The sequence below is a fragment of the Croceivirga thetidis genome, assembly GCF_012272815.1.
Lineage (GTDB): Bacteria > Bacteroidota > Bacteroidia > Flavobacteriales > Flavobacteriaceae > Croceivirga > Croceivirga thetidis.
Map to the genome: position 1 here is coordinate 146,639 of NZ_JAAWWL010000003.1, position 18,437 is coordinate 165,075.

Annotated in this window: 20 protein-coding genes; 7 read left to right on the forward strand and 13 right to left on the reverse strand. The window is 38.1% G+C overall.

The features are described 5' to 3' along the window. Positions 1–26: 26 nt before the first annotated feature. The 6 genes from HCU67_RS15915 to HCU67_RS15940 all read left to right on the forward strand — a co-directional run bounded on the left by HCU67_RS15915 (position 27) and on the right by HCU67_RS15940 (position 5,351). Complete coding sequence (locus HCU67_RS15915) at positions 27–2,000, forward strand: T9SS type B sorting domain-containing protein (protein ID WP_168553744.1); 1,974 nt, start codon at positions 27–29, stop codon at positions 1,998–2,000. Between the two features lie 42 nt (positions 2,001–2,042). Continuing rightward, entirely contained in the window at positions 2,043–2,963 is a 921-nt protein-coding gene (locus tag HCU67_RS15920) for a PorP/SprF family type IX secretion system membrane protein (protein ID WP_345890724.1), read from the forward strand. Positions 2,964–3,042: 79 nt separating this feature from the next. Next, complete coding sequence (gene idi / locus HCU67_RS15925) at positions 3,043–3,588, forward strand: isopentenyl-diphosphate Delta-isomerase (protein WP_168553655.1); 546 nt, start codon at positions 3,043–3,045, stop codon at positions 3,586–3,588. Then, positions 3,569–3,976 (forward strand): 6-pyruvoyl trahydropterin synthase family protein, encoded by a 408-nt coding sequence (locus HCU67_RS15930; RefSeq protein WP_168553656.1) that lies wholly within the window; start codon positions 3,569–3,571, stop codon positions 3,974–3,976. The genes idi and HCU67_RS15930 overlap by 20 nt, the downstream gene beginning before the upstream one ends. A 103-nt stretch (positions 3,977–4,079) precedes the next feature. Beyond that, a complete protein-coding gene (locus tag HCU67_RS15935) occupies positions 4,080–5,051 on the forward strand; it encodes a type I phosphomannose isomerase catalytic subunit (RefSeq protein WP_168553657.1) in 972 nt (323 codons plus the stop codon). Between the two features lie 27 nt (positions 5,052–5,078). Further along, positions 5,079–5,351, forward strand: coding sequence for a hypothetical protein (locus HCU67_RS15940; protein WP_168553658.1), 273 nt, complete (start codon positions 5,079–5,081; stop codon positions 5,349–5,351). On the opposite strand, the gene HCU67_RS15945 is transcribed toward HCU67_RS15940, so the two are convergent. The 10 genes from HCU67_RS15945 to HCU67_RS15990 all read right to left on the reverse strand — a co-directional run bounded on the left by HCU67_RS15945 (position 5,352) and on the right by HCU67_RS15990 (position 15,529). Continuing rightward, positions 5,352–6,053, reverse strand: a complete 702-nt coding sequence (locus tag HCU67_RS15945; protein WP_168553659.1) for a DUF4369 domain-containing protein — start codon at positions 6,051–6,053, stop codon at positions 5,352–5,354. It abuts the gene before it with no gap. Between the two features lie 125 nt (positions 6,054–6,178). Further along, positions 6,179–6,955, reverse strand: a complete 777-nt coding sequence (locus HCU67_RS15950; protein ID WP_168553660.1) for a hypothetical protein — start codon at positions 6,953–6,955, stop codon at positions 6,179–6,181. 80 nt (positions 6,956–7,035) lie between these two features. Further along, the gene (locus HCU67_RS15955; protein WP_168553661.1) at positions 7,036–8,298 is read right to left on the reverse strand and encodes a DUF819 family protein; all 1,263 of its coding nucleotides are present in this window, start codon (positions 8,296–8,298) and stop codon (positions 7,036–7,038) included. A gap of 41 nt (positions 8,299–8,339) precedes the next feature. Further along, positions 8,340–10,556: a DUF5916 domain-containing protein gene (locus HCU67_RS15960; RefSeq protein WP_246865819.1), complete on the reverse strand. Its 2,217-nt coding sequence runs from the start codon at positions 10,554–10,556 to the stop codon at positions 8,340–8,342. A 69-nt stretch (positions 10,557–10,625) separates the two neighbouring features. Further along, positions 10,626–12,824, reverse strand: a complete 2,199-nt coding sequence (locus HCU67_RS15965; protein WP_168553662.1) for a DUF5916 domain-containing protein — start codon at positions 12,822–12,824, stop codon at positions 10,626–10,628. Positions 12,825–12,885: 61 nt separating this feature from the next. After that, entirely contained in the window at positions 12,886–13,059 is a 174-nt protein-coding gene (locus tag HCU67_RS15970) for a type II toxin-antitoxin system antitoxin (RefSeq protein WP_168553663.1), read from the reverse strand. Then, a complete protein-coding gene (locus HCU67_RS15975; RefSeq protein ID WP_168553664.1) occupies positions 13,052–14,008 on the reverse strand; it encodes an alpha/beta hydrolase family protein in 957 nt (318 codons plus the stop codon). Before HCU67_RS15975 ends, HCU67_RS15970 begins: the two co-directional genes overlap by 8 nt. Continuing rightward, on the reverse strand, positions 14,005–14,163 hold the full coding sequence (locus tag HCU67_RS15980) for a DUF4177 domain-containing protein (RefSeq protein WP_168553665.1): 159 nt from the start codon (positions 14,161–14,163) through the stop codon (positions 14,005–14,007). Before HCU67_RS15980 ends, HCU67_RS15975 begins: the two co-directional genes overlap by 4 nt. A gap of 3 nt (positions 14,164–14,166) precedes the next feature. Beyond that, positions 14,167–14,667 carry a hypothetical protein gene (locus tag HCU67_RS15985; RefSeq protein ID WP_168553666.1) on the reverse strand — a complete coding sequence of 167 codons (501 nt, stop codon included), beginning with the start codon at positions 14,665–14,667 and terminating at the stop codon, positions 14,167–14,169. A gap of 1 nt (position 14,668) precedes the next feature. Then, complete coding sequence (locus HCU67_RS15990; RefSeq protein WP_168553667.1) at positions 14,669–15,529, reverse strand: SPFH domain-containing protein; 861 nt, start codon at positions 15,527–15,529, stop codon at positions 14,669–14,671. Between the two features lie 138 nt (positions 15,530–15,667). On the opposite strand from HCU67_RS15990, the gene HCU67_RS15995 reads away from it, so the two are divergent. Continuing rightward, the gene (locus HCU67_RS15995; protein ID WP_168553668.1) at positions 15,668–16,441 is read left to right on the forward strand and encodes a S1/P1 nuclease; all 774 of its coding nucleotides are present in this window, start codon (positions 15,668–15,670) and stop codon (positions 16,439–16,441) included. 1 nt (position 16,442) lies between these two features. On the opposite strand, the gene HCU67_RS16000 is transcribed toward HCU67_RS15995, so the two are convergent. The 3 genes from HCU67_RS16000 to HCU67_RS16010 are packed head-to-tail and all read right to left on the reverse strand — an operon-like array spanning position 16,443 to position 18,244. Then, the gene (locus HCU67_RS16000) at positions 16,443–16,721 is read right to left on the reverse strand and encodes a TIGR03643 family protein (RefSeq protein ID WP_168553669.1); all 279 of its coding nucleotides are present in this window, start codon (positions 16,719–16,721) and stop codon (positions 16,443–16,445) included. A 53-nt stretch (positions 16,722–16,774) separates the two neighbouring features. Further along, positions 16,775–17,362 carry an alpha-ketoglutarate-dependent dioxygenase AlkB family protein gene (locus tag HCU67_RS16005; RefSeq protein WP_168553670.1) on the reverse strand — a complete coding sequence of 196 codons (588 nt, stop codon included), beginning with the start codon at positions 17,360–17,362 and terminating at the stop codon, positions 16,775–16,777. Continuing rightward, positions 17,363–18,244 (reverse strand): AraC family transcriptional regulator, encoded by an 882-nt coding sequence (locus HCU67_RS16010; protein ID WP_168553671.1) that lies wholly within the window; start codon positions 18,242–18,244, stop codon positions 17,363–17,365. It abuts the gene before it with no gap. Positions 18,245–18,437: the final 193 nt, after the last annotated feature.

An 18,437-nucleotide genomic window follows, 5' to 3' on the forward strand; every position in this document is an offset into this window, starting at 1 on the left:
CTAACCTACATATTATACTAACAGCAATGCTGCTATGGTCGATATCTACCAGCGCACAGTTTTTGCTACAAGCACCTGAAAGCAGTGATGAACACAACTATCGTTGGTTCGAAGCTTCTGATACGGCAACTGTTCTAAGTACGGATTCGTTTTATCAGGTAACCCAACCAGGAGTTTATTTCGCTACTTATGATGGAACTTTGTGTGGTTCCAACGCTACAGGATATTTCATCGTTACCAATTGTAATGCACCTTTTAATGAGGTGACATTGGATATTTCAGCAAGCGTCCCTAATGGTGCTACCGTTAGTTGGTCTCCCAGCATTTCTGGTGATCAATTGAGACCCACAGTAACATCAGATAGTAACGTCGAGCGTTACGTAGCGACAATTACCAAAGTAGGTAATTCAACTGCTTTACCAAGATTTACAGTTGTTTGTATGGACCAAGCAGCCACCTTGGTTGATGATTTTGTCTCTGTTGATGAAGATAGTTCGGTTGAAGTGCCAATTTTCGATAATGATTTTGATTTGCCATCCGTAGGAACACTTTCCACTTCTGACCCGAGTAATGGAACAATTGCTATCAATGACAATGGAACACCAAACGACCCTAGCGATGACATCGTTACCTATACCCCAAATCCTGATTTTAATGGAACGGACAGTTTTACGTACACCATTTGCAATGATTTTGGGGATTGTAGCACGGCCACGGTTGTTGTCGATGTAGACCCAATAGTTGATACGAATGATGATTCGGTCGCCACTGAAGAGAATACCGATATTACCATTTCTTGGCGGGTTAATGATAACGACATTCCGTCAACGGGAACAATTACCACCACGTTCCCAGCAAATGGAACTGTTATCTTAAATGATAACAATACCCCAGATGATCCATCGGATGATGATATTACTTACGTACCAAATACAGGCTTTATAGGTACGGACACTTTTGAATACACCGTATGCGATGATGAAGGAAATTGTGAAACTGCAACTATCACCGTCGTTGTCACCCCACCAGCTGTATCAGATATTGATACCGACGACGACGGTATTGTTGACAGTTTTGAAGATTTGAATTTGGACCTTGACGGGGATCCATCTACCAATCCTACAGACACAGATGGAGACGGAATTCCAGATTACATGGATATTGATAGTGATAATGACGGTATTCCTGATAACATTGAAGCCCAGTCTACTGAGGGCTATATTCCGCCTAGTGGAGTCGATGCCAACAATAATGGGTTGGATGACGCTTACGAGCAAGATGGTAACCTCGGTATAATTCCAATTGTTACGGATGACGATGGTATTCCAGATTATGTTGATGAGGATAGTGATAACGATGGTGTTCCTGATCGTATTGAAGGTCATGATTTTGATATGGACGGTATCGCAGATTACACGCTCATTGGATCTGATAAGGATAACGATGGATTGGACGACGGTTTTGAGGGTGAATCCACAATTGACCGTGATGTAAATGATGAAATTGAAGATCCTTCTTATTTACCAGATAGTGATGGTGATGGAATACCTGATTTTCGAGATACCGATGATGATGGTGATGGTTTATTGACCATGGATGAAGACATAAACAACGATGCAAACTTCGCGAATGATGATTGGGATGAAGATGGTACACCAGACTATTTGGATATTGATGTAGAAAATCCTGAAGTGGTTGAAATTGAAGTTTTCAATGTGATTACACCCAATGATGATGGCGTTCATGATGTTCTCAAAATCGACAATCTTGATAACTATCCAAATAATACAGTAAGAATATACAATCGATGGGGTGTTATGGTCTTTCAAACCAAGGCATATAATACCGAAGGCAACGTATTTGATGGAAAATCACAAGGACGTGTTACTATCGAAGAAGATAATAAGCTTCCAGTTGGAACGTATTTCTATATCATCGATTATGAAGATGACAGAGGAGAAATGAAACAATTAACAGGATATATATATCTAAATCTTTAAAAATGAGTTGAAGCAGTGAAAACTTTAGTCCCAAACCTTCGAATCCAAACAACTACTACACTACTCATTTTAATGATTGGCTTAATTGGTTTTGCCCAACAAGATGCGCAATATACCCAATACATGTACAATACGGTAAGTGTGAATCCGGCCTATGCAGGTTCACGTGGTCATCTTAGCGTTGCGGCTTTGTACCGTGCTCAATGGGTTGGAATCAATGGTGCCCCAGAAACCCAGACCTTTAATTTACATTCACCTGTTGGTAACAATGTTGGCCTCGGTCTTTCGGTTGTAAATGATGTTATTGGACCAACATCCGAAACTTATATTGATGGAGACTTTTCGTATACCATTCAGTTAGATTTTGACAAAAAATTGAGTTTTGGATTGAAGGCAAGTGCGCACCTTCTTGATATTGATTTTACAAAGCTTAATCGTGATTTTTCGCAGGGTGACGATCAGACCCTGCAACAAAACATTGATAATAGATTATCGCCCAATATTGGTGCCGGGGTATATTACCATACGGATAAATTTTATGCAGGATTTTCGGTTCCAAGATTTTTGCAAACAGAACATTTTGCCGAGCAATCTTTATCAACCGCCAGAGAAGAAATGAATTTTTATCTGATTACTGGTTATGTTTGGGAATTAAATCCATTTTTAAAATTTAAGCCAGCAGTACTGTCCAAAGTGGTAACCGGAGCCCCACTTCAGGTTGATATTTCTACAAGTTTTCTTTTCAATGATAAATTTGAGGCTGGTATTGCCTATCGTTGGGACGCTGCTTTCAGTGGTATGGCCGGTTTTAGAGTCTCCGATCAATTATTGATTGCTATGGCTTATGACCGTGAAATAACTGAACTTGGATCTGCAGCCTTCAATGATGGTTCTTTTGAGGTTATTTTGAGATACGACTTCATTAAAAATACGGGTAACCTGAAATCACCAAGATTTTTCTAAGTCTTCTGGACCGAAATAATAAGAATATTTTATCAGTTCCAATTGTTAAAATCATTGCCTAAGATTATATTTTAGCGTGATGAAAGAAGAGTATGTTGTTCTTGTTGATTCAAATGACAGGAAAATAGGCTTAATGCCAAAGCTTGAAGCTCATGAAAAAGCGGTGTTGCACCGGGCATTTTCAGTTTTTATAATGAATTCAAAAGGGCAGACAATGTTGCAACAGCGAGCTGCCGATAAATATCATTCCCCTTTACTTTGGACCAATACATGCTGTAGCCATCAGCGTGATGGTGAATCCAACTTAGACGCTGGAAAAAGAAGACTTTTTGAAGAAATGGGTTTCGTGACCGAACTCAATGAGCTTTTTTCTTTTGTTTATAAGGCACCATTCGATAACGGTTTGACCGAACATGAGCTCGATCATGTAATGATGGGTCACTTTGAGGGTACGCCCGAAATAAACCCAGATGAAGTTGCAGATTGGAAATGGATGTATCCTGCTGATATTAAAGAAGACATCGAGAATAATCCTAACAAATACACAGAGTGGTTTAAAATAATATTTGATAAGTTTTACCACCATCTTATATCCGGAAAAGTAAATGAAGGTCAAAGTAAGTAGAAAGGCCCACTTCAACGCTGCGCACCGATTGTATCGAGAAGATTGGGATTTTGAGAAAAACCAAGAGATTTTTGGTAAGTGTAATAACCCAAAATACCATGGTCACAATTATGACTTAATTGTAAGCGTGACTGGTGAAATTGATCCTGAAACAGGTTATGTAATGGATATGAAGGTTTTAAAAGATCTGATAAAAGAGCATGTTGAAGATGCTATGGATCACAAAAACCTTAATATCGAGGTTGAAGAATTCAAAACATTGAACCCAACAGCTGAAAATATTGCAGTGGTCATTTTTGAACGGTTAAGACCCCATATTGATAACAAGAAAGAGTTGGAAATTCAGCTTTTCGAAACCCCAAGAAACTTTGTCACGTTTGCCGGTTGATTATTATTATTTAATATCAGTCCGTTAATCCTCAAATTTTCAAATCCGTATAATTTCACTTGATTTTTAGCGTTTTACGATTGTAAGAAATTAATTACACAATATGGCAAAGCTCTATCCTTTTAAGTTCGCACCTATAATGAAAGACCGCCTTTGGGGTGGTGACAAGCTTCAAAAGTTATTTGATAAGCCAAGTGAAACCGATACCACTGGCGAAAGTTGGGAACTTTCTGCAGTAAAGGGCGATGTTTCCGTTGTATCAAATGGTGAATTAAGCGGTAGCTCACTTCAAGAATTAATCGATTCATATGGACCTGATTTAATGGGGCAAAGTGTTATTGATAGGTTCGGTAACGATTTTCCCATATTGATAAAGTTCATTGATGCCAAACAGGACCTTTCGATTCAATTACATCCGCATGACGATTTAGCGAAGGAGCGTCATAATTCTTTTGGGAAAACGGAAATGTGGTACATTATGGACGCAGACCCAGGTGCGAAATTGATTGTTGGATTTAACAAGGACGTTGAAAAACAGGATTATGTCGAAAGCTTGGAAAATGATACCCTTTTGGATTTACTGAATTATGAAGAGGTTTCTGAGGGAGATACGTTCTTTATAAATACAGGAAAAATACATGCCATTGGTGCAGGTGTAATGCTTGCTGAAATTCAACAGACCTCGGATATTACTTACCGAGTGTTTGATTTTAATCGCAGGGATAAAAACGGTAACCTTCGTGAACTACATACCGATTTGGCTGTTGATGCTATTGATTACAAAAAGAAGGAGGATTTTAAAGTGTCCTACAGCAAAACTACCGACGTGGTCAACCCTATGGTTGATTGTCCGTATTTTAAAACTGAATATTTAAACTTGGCCAAGAATATAGCAATTGATGTTAGTAACAGGGATTCTTTTACAATCTTCATGTGTGTAAAAGGCAGCGCATCTATTAGCAACGATTGGGGAGACGTTGAAATTCAAAAAGGGGAGACGATTTTGGTACCCGCCGCATCAACCAAAATTGATATAGCTACTACAGATGTAACTTTATTAGAAGTTACTATTTAGTTTGTATTTTTATTAAAAATCTACATCATGGCTAGTATAAGAGAGCTAAAGAAGGATATCAATTTTGTGTTGGGTGATTTTATTGAGGCTGTTTACAAATGGGAAGCCAATACAAAAAATAAAGAATCTGAAGAAGGCAATGCCCTAATCGACAAAGCGATTGGTGCTTTCGATGACCTTATGCAAAAGGTTCATGCTAAAGGGGTGGAAAATAATAAAGCCCACTTTAAATCTATACGCGAAGACCTGGAATCTAAGGCGACAGGTTTAATCGAAGAATTGAACAAGTTGAGCAAATAGCTAGAGTTTAGCTACATAATCCCGAAGGGCCTTTCCATATTTCGTTTGTGCAATGGAGTCCGGTAGTGACCGGACAATCGAATCCAGATATTTAGGATTTGCATCTTTGGCCTGTGACAACATTAAATAAGGGGTAACAGGGGTATCCAAATTATTGAAGGCGTAATTGATAATGTATCGGTATTTACGTCTTAAATTCACTTCACTTAGTTTTATTAAAGAGTCAGCTTTGAGAGAGTCTGCTTGTATTCCTTCTTTAAGGCCTTCTTGCATTAATTCTAAATCCACTAAATTGAATTTAGATAGCATGTCTTGAAATTCCATGTATTTCTCATGACTGTTAGAACCCGTTATTTCAGCACCAGGTTCAAAGGTATTCCAGGCAGTTTGGACATTAATTTCACCTTTTTCACCAAAGAAGGTTATTCTATCATTTATACTGTTATTATCCGCCTTTTCTAAATACAAATAGAATACTTCTGGTTCTTCAACATTAAGTGAGAACGTAAAATCACCATTACCGCGAAACTCTATGGAATCAACAGAAACTAAGTTAGAGTCAATTACCTTTTGAAGGTAAAGTTGCCCTTTTTTCAATCCCTCGATAGTTCCTGAGACTGTCATCAGGTCTTCAGATGTCTTCTTCTGGCAAGAAAGAATGACCAAACCGATAGTCATTAAGCAGAGTAATTTCTTTTTCATATGAAATTTTGAACGGCAAATATCGCTAAAAGATTTAAATCAAGAATTTTTTCAATTACTCTAAAATATACTCTTTTATGAAGGGGGCAAAGCTATTATTAGTCCCTGAATTAGAAATTTGCCAGTCACTCTTCTAGAAATTCAATCTCATAGTCCGAATACCAAAACTCTGCTCTAAGAAATACCTTTTCCCCAGATTCTTTGCACCTATAGCTTTTTCTGGTGGCAGGGAAAATAAGCCCTTCTTTAGCAATCATTGACATATTTTCAATTAAGGCGTATGTAGGTTCGTGATAGACCTTTGAACCTATAAATGCCCAATTGTTCTTATCAAAATAATACCACCAATCATCTTGAGTAGAATGATTTTGAAATTTATTTGGTGCATAGGTAGCGGTAATGGTATGAACAGTATCAATTCCGTTGAGCGAGGTCAATCCTTCATAATTTAATTTAGTACCCTTATCCAAAAGTTTAAATGGCATTCCAATTACGTAAAGAGCGCTATTAACTGTAGATTTTACTTTATCACCTTCTTCGATTAATTTGCCATTTTTGAATTTTTGGGAAATGGTATCATTATGAACTATTAAGAAACTATCCTTTTCAGTAACCCACGATATTTTTATATTTTTTTCAGGTCTAAATTGGTAATGGTGACGTTGTGTGATATCAGATTCAATCTGACCATTTTCCAAAATCAGCTTTGATTTCTTGGTATACTCTAGCGAAGCCATTCTTTTCCATTTTTCCAAGGTTCCGGCTTTTTTGATTGCATTTTCAACTACTTCTAAAGCAGTGATTTCTTTTGGAATAGGCTTATTTTCTCTGTTTCCTTTTTCAGGCTTGCACGCACTAAGTATACAAATGAAAAGCAATAACAGTATTTTATCTATTTTCATTTTGAATGATTACAATTAACACTAATAATCCATTTTTTTTCAGTCACAATTTGATTACAACCACAGGTTAACTGAAAATTCTAAACTTGAGAAGCAACTTCCATAAGCAAGGCACACAGATAGGCCCCTGCAGTACCAACCACATAACCAAAAACTGCCAACAAAATACCTACTGATGTCAATGAAGGGTGAAACTCTGCGGCCACTACCGGAGCTGAAGCAGCCCCACCTACATTGGCCTGACTACCTACGGCCATAAAAAAGTAAGGCGCTTTGATAAGTTTGGCAACCAGAATCAATAAACCAGCATGAATGCTAATCCAAATCAAACCAATGGCAATCAATCCAGGGTTTTCCAAAACACGGCCCAAGTCCATTTTCATACCAATGGTAGCCACCAAAATGTAGATGAACATGCCACCTATTTTACTGGCACCGGCACCTTCATAATTTTTAGCTTTCGTAAAAGAAAGTGCAATGCCAAAAGCCGTTGCGAAGACAACCATCCATAAAAACTTTGAGCCCAAAGAAGAAAGTACTTTTTCCTTATTTCGAATGACCTCAAAATTAGCTTCCAAAAACTCCGCAAAATGGTGACCTAAAAAATGAGCTATACCAACCCCAACAAAAGCGAAAAAAAGTAGCATTATAAAGTCCTGTAAACTAGTGACCCTTGCAATTTTCGCTGTATGTTCGGAAACCTTCACCTTTAGTTCTTCAATAGAAGAATTATCCGCTTTGAGCCATTTATCAATTTTATCTTTTCGCCCAATACCCAATAACAATAGGGCCATCCAAATATTGGCAACCACAATATCTATTAATACCATGCCACCATATTTCTCAGGATTGTATTCAAAAACCTCCAGCATTGCGGCTTGGTTTGCGCCACCACCAATCCAACTACCAGCTATAGTTGATAGACCCCGCCATACGGCATCTGGGCCAGCACCACCTACTGTTTCAGGTGAGAAAATGGATACAATTAAAATGGCTAAGGGACCGCCAATTACGATGCCAGCAGTTCCTGTTAAAAACATGACCAATGCTTTCGAACCTAAATTTGCTATTGCCTTTAAATCAATACTTAGTGTCATTAGTATTAAAGCTGCAGGTAACAAATAGCGACTGGCTATAAAATATAGGTTCGAATCCTTCTCTGAAACCAATCCACTGCTTGCCAAAATGGCCGGTAGCAAATAGCACATTAATACTGTTGGAATGAAGGTGTAGAATTTCTTCCAGAAGCCAGATTTGATTGATGAGGTATAGAAAACAAATCCTAGGCAAAGAGCTAATAGGCCGAAAATAACGGTATCATCGGTTAAGGGTAGTTGGTTCATCTACTTTAGGTTTTCTCAAATATAGAAAAACCCTTTAAGCATCAGATGTTCAACCAATAGGTAAGCTTTAAATTAATCGACCGACTTCGCGGCATGAACGTATCGACGAAATAATTGTCGTTGTATACAATGAACAAATCTGAAAGTGGAGCAAAACGCCATTGTAATCTTGAATTGATACCCAAATTGTCACGTTGGTTACTGTATTGTACCAATGTACTCCAGAAAACCGATTTGCTGAATGTTATTGTGGCCCGTGGGCTAATTAACCAAATATCAGTTGTGGAGTAGGGAGAAGGTAGTTCAAGATGGTCATATTGCATGCTTAGGCCTAATTCAACTTTTGGCTGAAACCTTAGGTTGAAACGACTTTCTACAGAATATCGGTTACCATTAAAAAATTGGCCAAAGCTGGGTTCAATCCTGAAATTGAAAAGTTTACGTTCATCAGATTCAAAAGAAAGACTAACGTTATTAAAATGGTATCCTGTATTGCCGGGCAAAGGTATGGCACCATCAACACCGGTTGGCTCAAAATCGTTAACAAGAAAGACAAACCTCTTTTGGAAACCTACCCTTACTTCTTCCAATGTATTGAAATTTGCTCCTACATTTGCATTGAGAAAATAGTCGGAATACAAAAAGTCTAAACTGGGACGCCAGGTAACCACACTAAAAATTTCAGCTTGGTAGCGGTTGATTTTACCTTTTTTTGGCCAAAAATTACCCTGTACAATATTGGCCATTTTAAAAATGTCCTTTCTAGGTATAAAGCCCAAATCTGAGTTGAAATCTTCGTCAATGGAAACTATATCCAAAAAAGCGTTTACATAACGGGTGTTCTTTCCAATGTTGAAGCCCAGTGAATAATTGCCATCATTATTATCGGGTTGAAACGATTTATGGGCGTAGACCTTACCAATCCAACTATTATCGGCGGACGCCAAATTGTAATCCAATCCGATAACACGGTTGTATTGTTCATCTTCAGGGAGAAAATCTGATGCGCCAATGGCCTGACGGTTAATGAAAAAGAAACCTAAGTTCGACCTTGAAAACATCTTCTGTTGAAGAGCCAACATCATGTTATTGTTGGATGGGATTTCATTGCCCGAATCTTCTTCGGTCTGAATATTTAAAAACCCAAGACGTAGGTTTCTGTTGATTTTTCCACTTAGGCGTAGCCCGCCAATTATCCTGTTCTCAATAGTGTTACCTGCAGTATCTGACGCTATTCCTATTCTTCTTGAGAAAAATGGGTTGGCATCACGACCGCCACCAAAATCGCCAAATAGGTCATTGTTGTCAACAAAGAACTGTCTTCTTTCGGGTAACGCTACTTCAAATCGGGTGAGGTTGGTAATAAAGTTATCGACCTCGACAGTAGAAAAATCTGGGTTAACCGTTAGGTCAAGATTTAAACTATTGCCAATTGAAATCTTTGCGTCTGCGCCAACTTTGAAATTACTCAAGTCTGAATCAGATTCATAATCCCTAGCACCTATTCCATTCACGTAGGGTATAAAAGCAAGCGGTGTTCTTGACTTACCGAGTCCTTTTTCAAAAATCATATCCCCCATAAACGCCAAGCCAAAAATGGGTTGGTTTTGGGGAATTTTGGCATAGGTACTTCGTTCATTAGTTTGCATGTCCAAACGATAGCTGTTGAACTGCCATTTGGTCTCTCCTTCCTTGAATTTGAACGAAGTCAATGGTATGGCCATCTCGGCCGTAAAATAGTCCTCGTAAATTTTGGCGTCTCCTTTCCATTTGACATCCCACGAAGTGGTAAATCCACCAAACTCCCCACCACCGCCGGTTATGAGTGCTTCCCTACGAACTCCAAAGGGATTTATGCCGAATAGAAAAGCGTTGGTGTTATCATTAAAGGTATCAAAGACCAAACTGATTTGGTCGATACCTCCACCCCTAAAGTCGCGTTGTAGTGACCTAGTGTTGTAGTTTGGACCCTCAGCATACCCTTTGATACCTACGTACAAATGGGTATTTGAGTACAGCATTTTGATTTCGGTCTGCTTTTCGGCCAATACCGAGTCGGTAGGAAAGTATTGTTGAAATCCACTAGGCCCTTCGGCAAATGCCCAAATTTCTTCATCTAAAATTCCATCAGGATTTATTGCCCCATCAATGAACTTGACAACAAACGATTTTTTTTGGTCTTGACCTTGATTTTGATCTTGTGCCAGTGAACAGAAGAAAACAAAAAAACCAAAGAGTGCTGAGTAGAATTTACCCATGAAGAAAGTTTGAATTAGCTGGGCAAAAGTACTACCTACCGTCGTTAAAAAAATGCCAAAAATTAAGCCCTAAATATTGAGCCAATAGGTCAATTTTAAATTGATGGAACGGTTTCGTGGCATGAAATTGTTCACGAAATAATTATCGTTATAAACGATGAATAAATCAGATAATGGAGCGAATCGCCATTGTAATCTTGAGTTGATACCAAGATTATCACTTTGGCTACCATATTGGACCAAGGTGGTCCAAAAAATAGACTTATTAAACGTGATTTCAACCCTAGGACTCACCAGCCAAATATCAGCACTTGGAAACGGTTCTGGTAAATCAATACCATTATACCTTAAACTTAAAGAGAGCAAAACTTTAGGTTGTAACCGTAACGTTGCAGAGCCTTCGAAGGTACTTCTATGACCATTGTAAAATTCACCATAGCCAACTTCCATATCGTATGAAAAAACCTTTCGCCTATCTGAGCGAAATCCGATTTCACCGGATAAGTAGTGGTACCCAAAATCTGCTGGCAACTCTATCGCTCCATCCGTACTTGTTGGATCAAAAGGGTTGACCAAAAAAGTATAGCGGTCAAATACCCGTACCCCAATTTCTTCTTGTCCCTGAAATTGGGCATCCCAGGAATAAAAAATGGTATAATCAGTATTCTGATAATCCAATGTTGGCCTGAAAATCGCATTAGGTCCAAATCGGAAACCATGACGAATAAGTTTACTGTTTTCTGGCCAAAAATTATATTCTACATATGGCCGCAGGGCTATTATGTCCTTTCTTCGTACAAATCCCAGGTCTGACCTGTAGTCGTCTCCGACATAACTACTTCTGAACCCTAAATTCAAGTTTTTGGTAAAATATTCCAATGTTGCCCCAGCAGCATCATTAGCATTACCAATTTCATTGGCAAAAGACTTGTGATAAAAGAACTTTCCGACCCAAGTATTGTCCGCTGAGGCCAAATTGTAATCTAAGCCAACAACACGGTTGTACCTGTCCGTTGAATCTAGAAAATCATAATCTCCAAAGGTTTCCCTATTAATGAAAAGGAAGCTTAAGTTGGATCGTGAGAACATTTTCTTCTGCACGGCTATGACCGTATTGTTATTGCTCGTTATTTCATTTTCTTCGTCTGCCTCAGTCTGAATATTCAATACGCCCAAACGCCAGTCTTCATTCAGCTTTCCACTAAGTCTAAAGCCAGCGATTATAGGATTTTCAATAGTCTCACCATCAGCATTTTCAGCAATTCCAATTCTTCTAGAGAAGAAAGGGTTGGCATCGCGTTGGCTTCCAAAAGTTCCAAATAGGTCAACATTGTCAATAAAAAACTGCCGGCGTTCGGGTAGGGCAATCGCAAATCTCGTGGTGTTTATAATTAGGTTATCAACTTCAACATTTGAAAAATCAGGGTTTACGGTGATGTCCAAGTTCATTCCGTTACCAATGGCCACCTTTGCATCCCCGCCGACTTTCACTTTGTTTTCAGAGGTATTGTTTTCAAAATCCCGTAAGGATATTCCATTAACGTATGGCACAAGGGTGAATGGTGTTCTAGACTTACCCAACCCTTTTTCAAAGACCATATCACCCATAAAAGCCAAATTAAAGATGAATTGGTTTTGGGGGATTTGCATCCAGGTACTGCTTTCATTTGATTGTACATCAAAACGATAACTATTGAATCGCCATTTGGTTTCCCCTTCTTTAAATTTGAATGATGTCAATGGAATTGCCCACTCAGAAACATAATATTTATCATACATTTTGGTTTCACCCTTCCATTTAACATCCCAAGATGTGGTAAATCCACTTAACGTTGTTCCGCCATTCGAAACTAAGGCCTCGCGCCTTACCCCGAAAGGATTGGTTCCAAATAAAAATGCGTTGGTGCCGTCATTGAATGTATCGAACATCAGAGTTATGTTATCACTGCCACCAGCCCTGAAATCTCTTTGTAATGTTGGAACAACATAGTCGTTACCTGCGGCATATACCGTAATTCCGATATAAAGCGTAGTTGCATCGTATAGCATTTTAATATCACTTTGTTGTATGGCCGGAACCGAATCCGTGGGGAAGTACTGTCGAAAGTCTTGGGCACTTTCTGCAGTTTCCCAAACCGATTCATCCAAACTGCCATCTAAGGTGATTTTGGAATCAATATATTTTACAGTAAAGGCTTTGTTCTGGTTTTGTGCAATACAAAAAGAGGTAACTGAGAGAAGTAAAACGCACAAGTATTTTTGGGTCATGAAAGCATCTGAATTAGCCGTGCTAATTTAGAGCGAAGTGGAGTTAAAAAAATCCCAAAACCTAGTCATCGTCATTTGTTCTGGGCCGAGGTGCACGTTTAGCCTCTTTAAGTGATTTCATGAGTATCCATTCGATTTGGCCATTAGTGCTGCGGAATTCATCAGCTGCCCATTTTTCAAGTGCCTTGAGCATATCCTCATTCAATCGAAGTGCAAATGCTTTTTTCTTAGCCATTGGAGTGGATGAAATTTGTTAAGCCATCAATTAATTTGCTTGAAAGTTCAAAACTTGGGTCATAATATGAAGCTTGATTTTCAATTTCATTTGAAACTGACTTTAGTATGTGATTCATATCAGGAATCTTGAGCAAAGAAGCTGGTGCTCCAAAACCACTATTAATTTTTGAGCACGCTGACATCAGTAGGTTAGCATCATGCAATGAAATTTGTGAATCCATTTCGCCTTGCACAATCAATACTGGTTTTTTTAAACTTTTGATTTCTTCAGCAGGGTCATAAGCCATCCAACTTTTTAAAAACTTCTGATTTTGCGGTGCGAAAATTTGAAATAACAAGGGACTCACATTTTGAATGGTATCCGTTTCCATTAATTCATCCATATGTAATTTAGCTGCTTTTCCCAATTCCGTATTCTGTGCTGAAATCTGCCTAACGATTGATTTTTGAATGGATTCACCAGGACCGGCTAATGAAACAAAACTTTTTACATTTGAATCGGAAGCCAACATTGCGACAAGAGAACCTTGACTGTGGCCAATCAAATGAATACCTGAAAACCGGTCATCCTTCTTAAAATGTTCAATGACCTGTTTGACATCTGACACAAAATCTTCAAATTGAATATAACCCAGTTTCGAACGGTTTTCTTTTACCGATGTTCGCTTGTCAAAACGATAAAAAGCAATACTCTTTTTATTTAAGCTATCTGCTAGAAGTTTGATATAATTGGCCTTGATAACTGGTTCTTGATTACCGTTACGGTCAACATTGCCAGAGCCATGAACAAATATGACTAGAGGTGTTTTTTTGGCGGTTTTAGGTAAAGTCAGTTCACCAGGAAGTTGAATTTCATTATTCGTCAATGAAATTGATTCCACAATTAATTGTTGGCCATGAATTAAACCAAAAAAGCCATAGAAAAATAGCAAGAATAGATTTTTCATCTGTTTTTATCCCTTTCAAAAATTACACTGGCGGTATTTTCATAGACATGAACCAAACGCCAACCTTGTTTGGCATATTCATTCAAAGTATCTTCTAATCGTTTACTATTACCAGTTAGGCTCATTTTCCAACTCACAACTTTGTATTCCTTCATAGCTCAATTCTTAAAATATTTACCTAAGATTTTTTGGGCTTCCTCTGGTTTTTGAGTACCAAACAGCACTTTTTTTCCATTCTTTAATTCAAGTTGTACGCCCATATTGCCTTTGGTACTATAAACCCTTCCGCCACCTCCTGGCATAAATTTAATGCCCCAACCACCGTATTCCGTAATCGGTTGATATTTTCTTACATGGCATTTTTCAACATCATACCATGAAATGGATTTCTCAGTGAAATGGAATGGAAAGAATTTATAATGAATTCCGGTTTCGTCAATTCTGGTGTATAAACGAAAGATATATGTAATCCCAAAACCTATTAGCAGAGCTACTGTTACAATTATCTGACCGGTGGTATCATCGACCCCTACCTTGTCAACAGCTTCTTTAGCTACATACCATTGATAATAGAAATAACCCAAAAGCCCTAATAGACCAAAATTAATAAGTTGCATCCACCACTGACTGAACCATTGTGTTTCTTTAAATTCTCGCATTTTAATGATTTAGGGTTCCTGTATTTACAATAGGTGATGCGTCTTTATCAGAACATAACACAACCATAAGGTTACTGACCATTGCCGCTTTTCGTTCTTCGTCGAGGTCAACAATGTCTTTTTCATTCAATTCATCCAGCGCCATTTCAACCATACTTACTGCGCCTTCAACAATCTTATGTCTCGCAGCAACAATTGCTGTTGCTTGTTGTCTTTTTAACATTGCATTGGCGATTTCTTGGGCGTAAGCAAGATATCCTATCCGGGCTTCAAGAACCTCGATTCCGGCCATTTCCAAACGGTCCTGAATTTCTTTTTCGAGTGCTTCACTTACTTCATTAACACTTGAACGGAGGGTAATATCTTCTTCAATACCTTCATCAGCGAAATTATCATAAGGATACATACTCGCTAGTTTTCGAACTGCGGCATCTGTCTGTACCCGAACAAAGTTCTTATAATCATCCACATCAAACGCCGCCTTATAGGTGTCGGTTACGCGCCATACCAAAATGGTACTTATCATTACCGGATTCCCTAGCTTATCATTGACCTTGAGACGTTCACTATCAAAATTACTGGCCCGAAGGGATATTTTCCGTTTAGAGAAAAGCGGATTGACCCAATAGAGACCATTCTTTTTAATAGTACCCACATATTTTCCGAAAAGAAGCAACACCCGTGAACTGTTTGGGTTGACCAAAACTAGCCCTGCGGCTACCACAATCCCAAGAAATATGGAAATACCAAACCAAGGTGATTTGGTATTGATAATCATCGCTATACCCCCAAAAAATAGAAGTAAGCTAAAAAAGAACATAAAATACCCATTAAGCGGGGTTACTATTTTTTCGTTTTCCATGGCTTATAATTTGATATGATATTAAAATGATATCATAAATATATTAAAAAAAATTAATTTCAAATTTTAATTGAAATGGAAATGGTTTAGAATCGGAATTTGACTGGGTTAAGATTATTTTTGCCAAAACTCTGTGCTATGCGTTTTATTTTTGTCGTCATCTTTCTATTTTCCATTACTGCAAACGCCAATATGATATGGGGTAGAAAAGGACACCGGGTAATCGGCCATTTAGCTGAGAAGCACTTGACCAGAAAGGCCAAAAGGGCCATAAATGAATTACTTGATGGGCATAGTTTGGCTTTTGCCTCCACTTATGCTGATGAAATAAAATCGGATAACGCTTTTAGGGCTTATTTCAATTGGCATTTTGTGAATTATCCTTTAGATAGAACGTATACAGAATCAACAAAAGATGAAAGGGGAGATATCATAACAGCTATTGAAACTTGTAAACGCTATCTGACAGATAAAAATGCAACAAGGGGTGATAAGGTCTTCCATTTAAAATTTCTGATACATCTAATAGGTGATTTACATCAACCATTACATGCAGGCCGAGCAGAAGATCGCGGTGGAAATGATATTCAGGTACAGTGGTTCGGTCAAGGTTCAAATATTCATAGAGTCTGGGATACCAATATGTTGGAAACCTATGGGATGAGCTACTATGAATTGGGTGATGAACTGAATCGAATAACCAAAAAGAAAGAACGTAAAAGACTACAAGAGGGGACAGTAGTTGATTGGCTCGAAGAATCGCACGTTTTGGCGGCAGATATATATGGGTCGGTGCAGGTCGGAGAAAAATTAGGGTATGATTATGGGTATGAATTCAATCCCGTATTATTTGAACGTTTACGAAAAGGTGGATTTCGACTGGCTCGTATACTCAATGAAATTTTTGACTAGTTTATCTTTTAGAAACCTTATTGCCTGAAATGTGTTTTTGCCTGGAACACTTGAATCGGTCAACACCTTGACCCCTTAATTTTGAATGCTTCGTTTTTCTACCTTGAACGCGAGCGCGCCACATTCTAAAACTACTTGGTTTCATTTCTCGGCGCATGATTTCTATGGTTTCTTGTTCAGATATTCCAAATTGGAATGTGATTGCCTCAAAGGGCGTACGATCTTCCCAAGCCATTTCAATTATGCGGTCCAATTCCCTCTCAGAAAACTCTTTTTCCATAGCACCATAAAATTAGTTAGGCATTTGTTCTTAATAACTGAGCTATGATTGAATTATTTGATAATGCGAAAGGTCAGATTTATACGCTCGTCTACCGGTTTTGCAGTTTTCGGAATTTGGTGTTTCCAAAAGTGTTGCGTTTTTCCTGTCATTAGCAATAGGCTACCATGTTCCAATAATATTTTGTGTCTTAATTCCTTATTGGTATTATGCTTTAAATGAAAAAATCGGGGTTGTCCCAATGAAATGGATGCAATTGGAGGATTTTCACCCAACTCTTTTTCATTATCAGCATGCCAACCATTGCTGTCCTTTCCATCTCTATATAGGTTCAATAAACAGGTGGTAAAATTCAAGCCGCTTTTTTGTTCGACCAAATGCAATAGTTCGTTCAACTCCTTAGGGAATTCTTTGGGTTGCATGGTTATGTTTGAGTAGGAGTAAGGTCTCCCATTATTACCATAAAGAGCCGTTAGCCGTGGTTGCTGGTATATCTTTCCAAAAACCTTGATGTTATCCTGTTGCCAAGAAATTTGCGACTTGAGCTTTCGAAAATATTCATCAGCTGTTTTCGTATCCAAAAAATTTGGGAAGTATTTGATTTCAGCGTCAGGTAATTGTAGGTCGAATTCATCAAACATCTAAGAAGCCAATACAGTTTTCAATTGATTTCTATATTCAGATGGATTCTGGCCAGTAAATGATTTGAACGATTTATTGAAATGCGAAAAATTATTGAAGCCACAAGCAAAACAGACCTCTGTTATACTCATTTTTTGTTCTGCAAGAAGTTTTGATGCGTGTACCAAACGATATTCGTTCACAAATTGTGTAAAGGTTTTATTTGTGGTCTTTTTGAAATACCTGCAAAATGAAGGTACTGTCATGCTTACCAAGTCAGCAATCTCTTCTAAACTAATACTTTCTGTAAAATTGGTTTTTACGTAGTTGAAAACAATGCTTATACGGTCATTGTCCTTAACCTCTGTTGGCAAGGCAAAGCCTTCTGCGTTTAAAACCGAATAATCCTCGCTTTGGGCAAGGTCATTCAATACGTTTAGAATAGATAATAACCTTTGGAAATCGCTTTGGTATTCCATAACCTCCATCTTGTCTCCAATTTTTTTCTTGGTCATTCCACCAAATGAAATACCGCCTTTTGCAATTTCGAACAACTTTTGAATGTTTTGCATTTCAGGAATTTCGAAGAAGTCATTACCTAAAAAATCCATTTTCATATGAATCACGGTTTGCCCTTCAATGCCCGAATTTTTACCCATAAATCCACAGTGAGGCAAATTACTACCGATTAATATGAGATCACCGTCCCTAAAATAAGATACATGACTTCCTATTTGTCGCTTTCCGGCTCCCCCTTTAATATATACCAATTCTATTTCTGGATGATAATGCCAGGTCGTGTGGTCTTTGGCACTGTCACTTTCATACTTATTGTAAGTGAAAGAGTTGCCGAAAGTGGGCTCAATTGTCTCTAACGAGGGTTTTTGTTTTGTTGTTTCCATAGCCTTATTCACTTACAAAGTTAATCCACCCCAAACACATGTTCTATGCAAAATTAACCAAATTATGTGCTTATTTAACAGTTAAGAAATATTTAGGACTTATAAATGGTAATATTCCATAGAAATTGGAAAATTCTGTGGTTGAAACAGGCTTTGTTAAGGTGGTATGTTTGCAGCGTAATCTTTTATTAAT

Excerpts from the sequence above, each read along its gene's own strand:
- HCU67_RS15915 (WP_168553744.1), top strand. The coding sequence starts at position 27 with ATGCTGCTATGGTCGATATCTACCAGCGCACAGTTTTTGCTACAAGCA.
- idi (WP_168553655.1), top strand. The coding sequence starts at position 3,043 with ATGAAAGAAGAGTATGTTGTTCTTGTTGATTCAAATGACAGGAAAATA.
- HCU67_RS15930 (WP_168553656.1), top strand. The coding sequence starts at position 3,569 with ATGAAGGTCAAAGTAAGTAGAAAGGCCCACTTCAACGCTGCGCACCGA.
- HCU67_RS15935 (WP_168553657.1), top strand. The coding sequence starts at position 4,080 with ATGGCAAAGCTCTATCCTTTTAAGTTCGCACCTATAATGAAAGACCGC.
- HCU67_RS15940 (WP_168553658.1), top strand. The coding sequence starts at position 5,079 with ATGGCTAGTATAAGAGAGCTAAAGAAGGATATCAATTTTGTGTTGGGT.
- HCU67_RS15945 (WP_168553659.1), bottom strand. The coding sequence starts at position 6,053 with ATGAAAAAGAAATTACTCTGCTTAATGACTATCGGTTTGGTCATTCTT.
- HCU67_RS15950 (WP_168553660.1), bottom strand. The coding sequence starts at position 6,955 with ATGAAAATAGATAAAATACTGTTATTGCTTTTCATTTGTATACTTAGT.
- HCU67_RS15955 (WP_168553661.1), bottom strand. The coding sequence starts at position 8,298 with ATGAACCAACTACCCTTAACCGATGATACCGTTATTTTCGGCCTATTA.
- HCU67_RS15960 (WP_246865819.1), bottom strand. The coding sequence starts at position 10,556 with ATGGGTAAATTCTACTCAGCACTCTTTGGTTTTTTTGTTTTCTTCTGT.
- HCU67_RS15965 (WP_168553662.1), bottom strand. The coding sequence starts at position 12,824 with ATGACCCAAAAATACTTGTGCGTTTTACTTCTCTCAGTTACCTCTTTT.
- HCU67_RS15970 (WP_168553663.1), bottom strand. The coding sequence starts at position 13,059 with ATGGCTAAGAAAAAAGCATTTGCACTTCGATTGAATGAGGATATGCTC.
- HCU67_RS15975 (WP_168553664.1), bottom strand. The coding sequence starts at position 14,008 with ATGAAAAATCTATTCTTGCTATTTTTCTATGGCTTTTTTGGTTTAATT.
- HCU67_RS15980 (WP_168553665.1), bottom strand. The coding sequence starts at position 14,163 with ATGAAGGAATACAAAGTTGTGAGTTGGAAAATGAGCCTAACTGGTAAT.
- HCU67_RS15985 (WP_168553666.1), bottom strand. The coding sequence starts at position 14,667 with ATGCGAGAATTTAAAGAAACACAATGGTTCAGTCAGTGGTGGATGCAA.
- HCU67_RS15990 (WP_168553667.1), bottom strand. The coding sequence starts at position 15,529 with ATGGAAAACGAAAAAATAGTAACCCCGCTTAATGGGTATTTTATGTTC.
- HCU67_RS15995 (WP_168553668.1), top strand. The coding sequence starts at position 15,668 with ATGCGTTTTATTTTTGTCGTCATCTTTCTATTTTCCATTACTGCAAAC.
- HCU67_RS16000 (WP_168553669.1), bottom strand. The coding sequence starts at position 16,721 with ATGGAAAAAGAGTTTTCTGAGAGGGAATTGGACCGCATAATTGAAATG.
- HCU67_RS16005 (WP_168553670.1), bottom strand. The coding sequence starts at position 17,362 with ATGTTTGATGAATTCGACCTACAATTACCTGACGCTGAAATCAAATAC.
- HCU67_RS16010 (WP_168553671.1), bottom strand. The coding sequence starts at position 18,244 with ATGGAAACAACAAAACAAAAACCCTCGTTAGAGACAATTGAGCCCACT.